Origin of the sequence: Pseudophaeobacter sp. C1-32P7 (assembly GCF_041008775.1) — a bacterium.
Lineage (GTDB): Bacteria > Pseudomonadota > Alphaproteobacteria > Rhodobacterales > Rhodobacteraceae > Phycobacter > Phycobacter gallaeciensis_A.
Genome location: NZ_JAXGFR010000051.1, coordinates 1 through 5,856, shown reverse-complemented (window position 1 = coordinate 5,856; position 5,856 = coordinate 1). Strand labels below are relative to the sequence as shown.

Below are 5,856 nucleotides of genomic sequence, written 5' to 3'. Positions count from 1 at the left end.
GGACTAGAACCCCCTTCACCGGCGGCGCTGAGGCGCTACGGGGCGCGGCGGAGACGCTGATGACGGATCGGAAAGACGGTTGAGACGCTCAGGAGAGACTGAGGCATCTTTGAGGATGAGGCAGGCGGGCGCGCTGAGAGATTGGCGCATCTGTTTGTTTTGGCCGCTGGGTGTTGCTCTTTGACATTGATAGATAACTGAAGAGATATGTGGGCGGTTTGGTTCATTTCGATGGATCAACGTCTGTATATCGCGCCTTTAGCAAAGCCGATGATGTTGCTCTCAAGTAGCGAAGCGGTAGAGCGATGATAAGGTGTCAGCTTCACTGTTTGTACGGCTTCGGTTTCTTTTGAAACCAAGCACACAAACAGAGACTTTCATCAGGATTAGCCTCCTGATGAAGATGTGCAGAGGTTCGAACGTCAAGGATATGCGAGCAATCGCATTTCAACTTGAGAGTTTGATCCTGGCTCAGAACGAACGCTGGCGGCAGGCTTAACACATGCAAGTCGAGCGCACTCTTCGGAGTGAGCGGCGGACGGGTTAGTAACGCGTGGGAACGTGCCCTTCTCTAAGGAATAGCCACTGGAAACGGTGAGTAATACCTTATACGCCCTTCGGGGGAAAGATTTATCGGAGAAGGATCGGCCCGCGTTAGATTAGATAGTTGGTGGGGTAACGGCCTACCAAGTCTACGATCTATAGCTGGTTTTAGAGGATGATCAGCAACACTGGGACTGAGACACGGCCCAGACTCCTACGGGAGGCAGCAGTGGGGAATCTTGGACAATGGGCGCAAGCCTGATCCAGCCATGCCGCGTGAGTGATGAAGGCCCTAGGGTCGTAAAGCTCTTTCGCCAGGGATGATAATGACAGTACCTGGTAAAGAAACCCCGGCTAACTCCGTGCCAGCAGCCGCGGTAATACGGAGGGGGTTAGCGTTGTTCGGAATTACTGGGCGTAAAGCGCACGTAGGCGGATCGGAAAGTTGGGGGTGAAATCCCGGGGCTCAACCCCGGAACTGCCTCCAAAACTATCGGTCTAGAGTTCGAGAGAGGTGAGTGGAATTCCGAGTGTAGAGGTGAAATTCGTAGATATTCGGAGGAACACCAGTGGCGAAGGCGGCTCACTGGCTCGATACTGACGCTGAGGTGCGAAAGTGTGGGGAGCAAACAGGATTAGATACCCTGGTAGTCCACACCGTAAACGATGAATGCCAGTCGTCGGGTAGCATGCTATTCGGTGACACACCTAACGGATTAAGCATTCCGCCTGGGGAGTACGGTCGCAAGATTAAAACTCAAAGGAATTGACGGGGGCCCGCACAAGCGGTGGAGCATGTGGTTTAATTCGAAGCAACGCGCAGAACCTTACCAACCCTTGACATCCTCGGACCGCCAGAGAGATCTGGTTTTCACTTCGGTGACCGAGTGACAGGTGCTGCATGGCTGTCGTCAGCTCGTGTCGTGAGATGTTCGGTTAAGTCCGGCAACGAGCGCAACCCACATCCTTAGTTGCCAGCAGTTCGGCTGGGCACTCTAGGGAAACTGCCCGTGATAAGCGGGAGGAAGGTGTGGATGACGTCAAGTCCTCATGGCCCTTACGGGTTGGGCTACACACGTGCTACAATGGCATCAACAATGGGTTAATCCCCAAAAGATGTCTCAGTTCGGATTGGGGTCTGCAACTCGACCCCATGAAGTCGGAATCGCTAGTAATCGCGTAACAGCATGACGCGGTGAATACGTTCCCGGGCCTTGTACACACCGCCCGTCACACCATGGGAGTTGGGTTTACCCGAAGGCCGTGCGCTAACTTTTGAGGCAGCGGACCACGGTGAGCTCAGCGACTGGGGTGAAGTCGTAACAAGGTAGCCGTAGGGGAACCTGCGGCTGGATCACCTCCTTTCTAAGGATGATGCTAGTCAGATTAGCTTGCTAATCTCGTGCATCACTTAGCAGAAGATCGGCAAACAAAGCCGGTCAACATCAGGACCGAGCCGTCCTCATATCTCTTCAGACAGTCGAGCCTCAGACCCCTGAGGTTCAGCAAGGGGCCTTAGCTCAGCTGGGAGAGCGCCTGATTTGCATTCAGGAGGTCAGGAGTTCGATCCTCCTAGGCTCCACCACTTTGCAATCGGCCCCATTTAGAATGGGTCGGTAGCTCAGGTGGTTAGAGCGCACGCCTGATAAGCGTGAGGTCGGAGGTTCAAGTCCTCCTCGACCCACCATTCCCCGATTAGATCGATAAGCACCGCAAGTGGTTCTTATCCGTCCAATCGGACGCAGTTTTGACATCGTATAGAGAGAAAAATCAACAACACCGTTGATCGCCCCGAGTGTGGGGATGATCTCGGATTGGTGCCGATCCCTTCGGGGTGAGGCAAGCCGGAAGATACGTCATGTTTCCTCAGACGCCTTCTGGTATGCCGGTTCGAAACGACGGAGTTGTCCAAGTCAAGTACACTAACCCGCATGATCTACCCGATCATGCATTGTTCTTTCGTCCGCCTGCGACCGACATCACAGGCATAAGGATGAAAGAGCGGGAAAGTATGCTTTTTGGTTCAGAGACAGATGATCCGGTTGTGAACCAGCTTCCGGATCCGACAGTTGTCAAAGACTGTCTCTTTCTGGACCAGATCAAGCGCGAGAAGGGCGTTTGGTGAATGCCTTGGCAGTAAGAGGCGATGAAGGACGTGATACTCTGCGATAAGTCATGGGGAGCCGAGAATAGGCTTTGATCCATGAATTTCCGAATGGGGGAACCCACCTGACAGTTCGATATTGTTACCACGGTAGCCAATATCTTGCTGAACCAGGTACTTAAAACCTGAATACATAGGGTTTTAAGAGCAAACCCGGGGAACTGAAACATCTAAGTACCCGGAGGAAAGGACATCAATTGATACTCCCTTAGTAGCGGCGAGCGAACGGGGACCAGCCGAGCCAGAGAAGTGACTGGAATGCGTTGGGAAGCGCAGCCATAGCGGGTGATAGCCCCGTACAGGAAGCTTTGATGGACGTATTAAGTAGGGCGGAACACGTGAAATTCTGTCTGAAGATCGGAGGACCACCTTCGAAGGCTAAGTACTCCTTACTGACCGATAGTGAACCAGTACCGTGAGGGAAAGGTGAAAAGCACCCCGACGAGGGGAGTGAAACAGTACCTGAAACCGAACGCCTACAATCAGTTGGAGGCCCCTTGAGGGCTGACAGCGTACCTTTTGTATAATGGGTCATCGACTTGGTCTCACGAGCAAGCTTAAGCCGCTAGGCGAAGGCGCAGCGAAAGCGAGTCTTAATAGGGCGAATGAGTTCGTGGGATCAGACCCGAAACCGAGTGATCTAGGCATGGCCAGGTTGAAGGTGCGGTAACACGCACTGGAGGACCGAACCCACATCTGTTGAAAAAGATCGGGATGAGCTGTGCCTAGGGGTGAAAGGCCAATCAAACTCGGAGATAGCTGGTTCTCTGCGAAATCTATTTAGGTAGAGCGTCATCCGAATACCCCGGGGGGTAGAGCACTGGATGGGTAATGGGGCCCCACAGGCTTACTGATCCTAACCAAACTCCGAATACCCGGGAGTACTAGATGGCAGACACACTGCGGATGCTAACGTCCGTAGTGGAGAGGGAAACAACCCTGACCTCCGGCTAAGGCCCCCAATTCATGGCTAAGTGGGAAAGCAGGTGGGACGACCAAAACAACCAGGAGGTTGGCTTAGAAGCAGCCATCCTTTAAAGATAGCGTAACAGCTCACTGGTCTAAATAAGTTGTCCTGCGGCGAAGATGTAACGGGGCTCAAGCCATGAGCCGAAGCCGAGGATGCACATAGTGCATGGTAGCAGAGCGTAGTGTGACATAGTCTCATGTCTCCTTACTTCCTTCGGGAAGATTGGAGACAAGAGGCTTTCGATGAAGCCGGGGCGTGAGCCATCCGGTGGAGAGATCACTAGCGAGAATGATGACATGAGTAGCGACAAAGAGTGTGAGAGACACTCTCGCCGAAAGTCCAAGGGTTCCTGCTTAAAGCTAATCTGAGCAGGGTAAGCCGGCCCCTAAGCCGAGGCCGAAAGGCGTAGGTGATGGGAACCAGGTTAATATTCCTGGGCCAGGAGGATGTGACGGATTGCGACTGTAGTTCAGCCTTATCGGATTGGTTGGGCTGCTGAGCAGTCCCTGGAAATAGCCCTCCATCAGACCGTACCCTAAACCGACACAGGTGGACTGGTAGAGAATACCAAGGCGCTTGAGAGAACGATGTTGAAGGAACTCGGCAAAATACCTCCGTAAGTTCGCGAGAAGGAGGCCCGGGTTCAAGGCAACTTGGATCCGGGGGCACAAACCAGGGGGTGGCGACTGTTTATTAAAAACACAGGGCTCTGCGAAGTCGCAAGACGACGTATAGGGTCTGACGCCTGCCCGGTGCCTGAAGGTTAAAAGGAGGAGTGAGAGCTCCGAATTGAAGCCCAGGTAAACGGCGGCCGTAACTATAACGGTCCTAAGGTAGCGAAATTCCTTGTCGGGTAAGTTCCGACCTGCACGAATGGCGTAACGACTTCCCCGCTGTCTCCAACATCGACTCAGCGAAATTGAATTGCCTGTCAAGATGCAGGCTTCCCGCGGTTAGACGGAAAGACCCCGTGCACCTTTACTACAGCTTCGCACTGGCATCAGGATTGTGATGTGCAGGATAGGTGGTAGGCATCGAAACCAGAACGCTAGTTCCGGTGGAGCCTCCCTTGAGATACCACCCTTCGCACTCTTGATGTCTAACCGCGGTCCGTTATCCGGATCCGGGACCCTGCGTGGCGGGTAGTTTGACTGGGGCGGTCGCCTCCTAAAGCGTAACGGAGGCGCGCGAAGGTTGGCTCAGAGCGGTCGGAAATCGCTCGTTGAGTGCAATGGCAGAAGCCAGCCTGACTGCGAGACTGACAAGTCGAGCAGAGACGAAAGTCGGCCATAGTGATCCGGTGGTCCCGAGTGGAAGGGCCATCGCTCAACGGATAAAAGGTACGCCGGGGATAACAGGCTGATACTGCCCAAGAGTCCATATCGACGGCAGTGTTTGGCACCTCGATGTCGGCTCATCTCATCCTGGGGCTGGAGCAGGTCCCAAGGGTACGGCTGTTCGCCGTTTAAAGAGGTACGTGAGCTGGGTTTAGAACGTCGTGAGACAGTTCGGTCCCTATCTGCCGTGGGTGTAGGATACTTGAGAGGAGTTGCCCCTAGTACGAGAGGACCGGGGTGAACGATCCACTGGTGGACCTGTTATCGTGCCAACGGTAGTGCAGGGTAGCTATGATCGGAAAGGATAACCGCTGAAGGCATCTAAGCGGGAAGCCCCCCTCAAAACAAGGTATCCCTGAGGGCCGTGGAAGACCACCACGTCAATAGGCCGGAGATGTAAGTGCAGCAATGCATTCAGTTGACCGGTACTAATCGCCCGATAGGCTTGATCTGTTCCAGTAACAGACAGTCTCATAAACACCAAAAAGCAAAACAAAACCTGGACAACATGTTGATCTGAAACCTTCCGCTTTTGGAAAGCGCCCCGTGACATAACGGAGCTCGCAATACCAAAAGCCGGAGGATTTTGGTATTTACTCGGTTTGGTGGTCATAGCACGAGCAAAACACCCGGTCCCATCCCGAACCCGGAAGTTAAGTGCCGTCGCGCCAATGGTACTTGGGCTTAAGCCCTGGGAGAGTAGGTCACCGCCAAACCTAGTAAATACCAAAAAAATCTCTCTAACGATCATAACCAACAATCTCCGCGGGATGGAGCAGCCCGGTAGCTCGTCAGGCTCATAACCTGAAGGTCGCAGGTTCAAATCCTGCTCCCGCAACCAA

3 tRNA genes and 3 rRNA genes are annotated in these 5,856 nt (G+C 53.6%); all 6 read left to right on the top strand.

The annotated features are described in order from the left end of the window. Positions 1 to 448 precede the first annotated feature (448 nt). The 6 genes from SM763_RS23770 (at position 449) to SM763_RS23745 (ending at position 5,855) form a co-directional block, all read left to right on the top strand. Positions 449 to 1,908, top strand: a 16S ribosomal RNA gene (locus tag SM763_RS23770). A 144-nt stretch (positions 1,909 to 2,052) separates the two neighbouring features. Then, positions 2,053 to 2,128: transfer RNA gene (locus tag SM763_RS23765), tRNA-Ala, on the top strand. A 25-nt stretch (positions 2,129 to 2,153) separates the two neighbouring features. Next, positions 2,154 to 2,230, top strand: a tRNA-Ile gene (locus SM763_RS23760). Between the two features lie 410 nt (positions 2,231 to 2,640). Then, positions 2,641 to 5,467 (top strand): 23S ribosomal RNA (locus tag SM763_RS23755). A 148-nt stretch (positions 5,468 to 5,615) separates the two neighbouring features. Then, positions 5,616 to 5,730, top strand: a 5S ribosomal RNA gene (gene rrf, locus SM763_RS23750). The 16S, 23S and 5S rRNA genes sit together here with 3 tRNA genes alongside, the layout of an rRNA operon. Before the next feature lie 48 nt (positions 5,731 to 5,778). Beyond that, positions 5,779 to 5,855: transfer RNA gene (locus tag SM763_RS23745), tRNA-Met, on the top strand. Position 5,856 lies beyond the last annotated feature (1 nt).